The organism is Kitasatospora sp. NPDC048296 (genome assembly GCF_043201815.1).
Lineage (GTDB): Bacteria > Actinomycetota > Actinomycetes > Streptomycetales > Streptomycetaceae > Kitasatospora.
This window is the reverse complement of record NZ_JBICZB010000153.1, coordinates 1-4,545: the sequence shown is the minus strand read 5'-3', so window position 1 is coordinate 4,545 and position 4,545 is coordinate 1. Positions and strand designations below refer to the sequence as shown.

Annotated in this window: 5 protein-coding genes; 2 read left to right on the top strand and 3 right to left on the bottom strand. The window is 69.1% G+C overall.

The window, feature by feature from the left end:
* Window positions 1–171: SDR family oxidoreductase (locus tag ACGF12_RS37900; protein ID WP_393041009.1), on the top strand; the 171-nt coding region annotated here is incomplete at its 5' end.
* Between the two features lie 200 nt (window positions 172–371).
* Window positions 372–830, top strand: a complete 459-nt coding sequence (locus tag ACGF12_RS37895) for a DUF4277 domain-containing protein (protein WP_393041006.1) — start codon at window positions 372–374, stop codon at window positions 828–830.
* Between the two features lie 502 nt (window positions 831–1,332).
* Here the strand turns inward: ACGF12_RS37895 and ACGF12_RS37890 are convergent.
* The 3 genes from ACGF12_RS37890 to ACGF12_RS37880 form a co-directional block, all read right to left on the bottom strand.
* Window positions 1,333–1,803, bottom strand: coding sequence for a hypothetical protein (locus ACGF12_RS37890; protein WP_393041003.1), 471 nt, complete (start codon window positions 1,801–1,803; stop codon window positions 1,333–1,335).
* Window positions 1,804–1,892: 89 nt separating this feature from the next.
* Window positions 1,893–3,650 (bottom strand): alpha/beta hydrolase, encoded by a 1,758-nt coding sequence (locus ACGF12_RS37885; protein ID WP_393041000.1) that lies wholly within the window; start codon window positions 3,648–3,650, stop codon window positions 1,893–1,895.
* Between the two features lie 4 nt (window positions 3,651–3,654).
* The gene (locus ACGF12_RS37880) at window positions 3,655–4,035 is read right to left on the bottom strand and encodes a WXG100 family type VII secretion target (RefSeq protein WP_393040997.1); all 381 of its coding nucleotides are present in this window, start codon (window positions 4,033–4,035) and stop codon (window positions 3,655–3,657) included.
* Window positions 4,036–4,545: the final 510 nt, after the last annotated feature.

Genomic DNA, 4,545 nt, shown 5'->3' with positions numbered 1-4,545 from the left:
CGCCCCGGCGAGCCGCACGAGGTCGCGGAGGCCATCGCCTGGCTGCTCTCGCCCGCCGCGTCCTTCGTCAACGGGGCGGTGCTCACTGTCGACGGCGGTGTGACGGCCGTCGACCCCGGGACCGTCGCGTTCGACTTTCGCGTCGAACCACGCAGCTCGTCTGCGGGCTAGTCCGGTTCTTCGCACATGACGAGTTCGGATGAACTGGTGATGCGACCGGTACCCCGGTGGGGTGCCGGTCGTTGAACATGGCGTGCCGATATCTCGTCACGTCGTTCCCGGATGCACCATCCGCGCTTCGCCGTGGAGTTGACGCCCGTGGTGGAGAGGCGTCCGGCTCTGCCTGCCTCTGCCGTCTGCGCCGGCTGGACGTGGCCGGGATCGTCGACGAGCTGTGTCCGATTCGCGAGGTCGCGCACCTCACCCACGGCCAGGTGATCGAAGTGTTGATCGTCAACCGGTTGTCCGCACCGGTACCACTGGTCCGCGTGGGCGACTGGGCCCGGGACTGGGCGGTGGACGAGGTGTTCGGCATCGCCCCGGACCTGCTGGGCGACGACCGGCTCGCCCGCACGCTGGACGCCGTCGCGCCGCACCTGGACAAGCTGGTGGGCACGGTCGGCGCTCAGGCCGTCACGGAGTTCGGCATCGACGTGTCCCGGATCCACTGGGAGTCCAAGCACACCTGCTCGAACTCCTCGGCATCGACGAAACCCGACCCCGCTGGCTGGAGACCTAAAACCCCATGTGCGAAGCGCGGGGCCAGTCAGTGGTTGCGACGCCCGTGGCGGGGACCGGTGAGACGAATCGACTTGTCAAACCGGCTTTAGGCGAGATCGCAGGCCTCGTTCACTGGTGCGAGTGGGCCTGAGCTGGGGGTGCTGCATGCCGGGCCGGTTCTGGGCTAGGCTCAACTGTGGCTTCCTGCAGGTCAGTTATCGCCGAATTTGAACACTGCGGTGACGGGAGCGTGGTCGGACCAGCGTTCCGCGTGGGAGTCTGCGCGCTCGATGCAGGCCTCGTGCATTTGCTGCAATGCCCGGAGTTGTGAAAATTAGGTCTACTCTCCAGCGAGTCGAATGCCCGACGCTCATGGCGAACCCGTACGTCACCGCCGTCCTGTGGGCCCAACCTGGTACCACGTTCCGGCAGTTCCTGAGCCGGGGGCAGAGCGATCCGTGCTTCCAGCTGCCTGCCGGAGTCACGGTGCACCAAGGCGTGTCGGACAAATGATCCTCTGGCTGCAGACTTCAGGAGCGCCGGCCGACCCGGGGTGGGGAGGCCGCCGAGCCCGCCCGGCCCGAGGAAGCCGGGCCGGGCGGGCTCCCGGTCTCAGTGCGACCAGTAGGGGTCGTCGACCGTCGCGCAGGTGGCGGCGTAGGCCTGCCCTCCCGGTCCGAACCTGTCGATCCACTCGCGATCGCCGATGTCGGTGACATTGAACACGGAAGCCCACACCTCGGCACAACCCTCCACTCCCGAGACGAACCGGAGGCTGAACCCTGAGCCCTTCACCTCCACCGAGCCCTTGTTGCGCTCGACCAAGTAGCCCTTCCCGGTCCAGAGTGCCTGGACGACGTCGAGCGGCTCCTGATTCCGGGTAGGGGTGATCCGGACTCGGGCCGCCTGGCGGGCGGACATCTCCGCCCGGCCCGTCCTCTTGCACCCGGACGTACCGCAGAGTCCGGTCAGGTCGGGGTCGCTTTCGTACCTCGCCTCGGCCCACTGGAGTCTCGGGTGGAAGGCCCCCGCGACATCGGCGAGCTCGGCCTCGATCCGGTGCTGTGCCTGGTCGACCGGCACGGTGGGTTCCTCGGGCTCCGGCCAGGCGTACCAGCCGACCAGGAGCGCCAGCAGTACCCCCGGCACGGCCGTGCGTCGTACCGCGGCCCTCACCTCGGGTCCTCCCTGGTGATCGTGTTCCCGTGGCCGCTCACGATCTTCCCGATGTTGGGGAGCGAGTCGCCGCCCTTGTGGTCCTTCCCGAAGTAGTTGTCGTGGGAGTCGGTCACTGAACCGTCAGCCACCGAGAAGCGCTGCGCGCCGAAGCCCTGGCTCGCCGGGTCCGTGCCGTGCCACAACCCGTCGGGATTCGTGATCGCCTCGTACGCAGCCCAACCGGGAACGAACATCCCGGGGGCCGGCGCCATCGCGACGGGGTCGTACTTGGCCGTGCCGACGTACACGTGATCCGCACCGATCCCGAGCTGCGATGCCTTGTCCACTCCGACACCCGGGCTGCCGACCAGGACGATGTCGTCGACGGGCAGGCCACCGGGCTGCTGGGTCGCTTTCCCGACCACCAGGGAGCAGTAGCTGTGCCCCTGCGCGGTCATGTGCGCCGGCGCGCCCTCGTGGGTGGCCCGGAGTCCGTGGAGGAACTTGTTGTACGCGGCCCCGCCCTCCTCCGCCCGGTCCTGCATGAGCACCGAGGAGCCGGTGCCCTCCAGCTGAGGGGCGTCGTACCCCAGCCAGAACACGGACGCGATGCTCGGCGTCTCGCTGTTGGCCTGCGCGCTGCTCTCCGCGGACTGATAGATGCGCTTCGCCGTCATGGCGTCGCCGTTTCCGGCGCCGGCCAGGGTGCTGTTCAGCCCGGGCACCATCGAGGAGACGTTCCGGGCCTTGTCCGGGTCGCCCCAGGACAGGATCGCGCGGCCCTGCCCCTGATCGCCGATCCCCAGCAGCAGCAGCGGCGGCTCGGAGCCCGGCCCGCCACCACCTTCGAACTCGCCGTCGAGCCGCTTCTGAATGGACCGGAAGCCGGTGAGCTTCTCCTGCAGGGCGTCGTGCTTGCGCTTCCACTCCGTGTAGTCGGGGTTCTCCACTGGCCCGCCGTTGGTCTCGGCGACGCTCAGGTACCTCGTCGGCTCGGGGCCGAGGTTGGCGAGTTGGGTCTCGCGGTCCTTGATCAGGTTCCTCAGGTTGACCCGGTTGGCCTGGTCGCGGACGGCCGCGGGTACGCCGTCGAGGTTGCCGATCTGGTCGGGGTGCTCGTGGATGAACTTCTGCTGCTCGGTGTCGGTGAGGCCGTCCCACCACTTCTTGACGCCGGCCGGCTCGGTGCCTGCGGGCGGTATCTGCTCCCGTCCGGTCTGGGCGGCCAGGTCCTGCGCCACGGTGGCGGCGTCCAGGCCGGTGCCGTTGCTGGCGTTGGTCGCGAAGTGGTTCAGCCGCGCGCTGAGCTCCTGGTCCGCGTGGTCGGCCTCGTTGAGCGCGGCGGTGATGCGATTGCTGATCGCGATGGCCGTCGTCTCGGCGCCGGCGCCCGCGTAGTTCGCGGACGTGGGCTCCTTGTCCCAGGTGATGGTGCCGTCGGGAGCGACGTTGAGCTTGGCGGCCTTGGCGTCGTCGAGGGCGTAGACCAGGTGGGACTGGGCCAGCGCGAACTGCTCGGCCGCCTTGGCGAGGGCCTTGCCGACGAGGTCCAGCTCACTGTGCGCGGACTGGAGTTCAGTGCCCAGGAAGCGGATCCGGGCCTGGGCGTGGTCGGACGCGGTGCCGGTCCAGTGCGAGTTGGCCAGCCGGTCGGCGACCTCGTGCTGCCAGGACTCGATGTGCCGGCCGAACGCCGAGTAGAGCGTGTCGAAGGCGTTCTTCGCGATGGTGATGTTGATGATGTTGGCGTCGTACAGCGTCTTGATGTCCATCGGGCTACTCGGCCGCCTTCGCACTGGAGGGCTTCACGGGGCCCGGGACGACCGTCGTGCCGAACGGGTCCGGCTCGTCCGGGACCGGGGCGGCCGGGTTGCGCATGCTGTTGTGGGCGTTCTGCTCGGCCTGACGGTAGTAGGTGGCCGTGGTGGCGAGCTTGGTGCCGACGTCGCCCATGTCACCGGCGAGCTTGTCCAGCAGCGTCTTCCAGTTGGTCCCGCAGTCGCGCACCGCCGCGGCCGTCAGCCACCCCTGCAGGGTGCCGGCGGCCTGGTTGCACGGCTCCGCGAGCTTCGACGTCCCGCCCGGTATCAGGCCCCCGATGTGCTGCGCGCTCTGTCCGCAGCCGTCCAGTTCGGCAGGATTGACTTTGAATTGCAAGCCCGCGTCAGGATCTGCCATGCATGCCCCCCCATGCGTTCGGACCGACGACCGGCCAGCCCGTGTGTTCGAAAACTAACGACGCATGCTAACGGATCCGATGCCGAGGAAGATCGACTGATGCGCGGGGAGCGGTGAGCATCCCACCGGCCTCGCCGCGCCCTCAGTAGGGTGCCGCTGCCTCCGGCGTCTGCTCAACTGTGTCTGCCCGAGGGTTGATTGTGGCCGAAAGCGAATTCGGCGGTGACGGCGGCAGGGCACGGCTGGGGTCGAGCGGGCCGGCTCGGCACGGGTGTTTCACGAGTAAGTCCCCACAGCTGAATCCCAGTTGGCGCCCACCACCGTCCCCCACCGCACGCCGCGCGTCAGCGGCGGACGCACACCACGCCCCCGTCCCCGCACCCGTACCCCGAGGCCGCCGAGCCGACTCCGTCCGACTCGTCACCCGACCGGCCGGCGTCGCCGTCCGTCGACGAGCCGGCCGTCCCCCACCCGCAGGCCGCGGAGCGA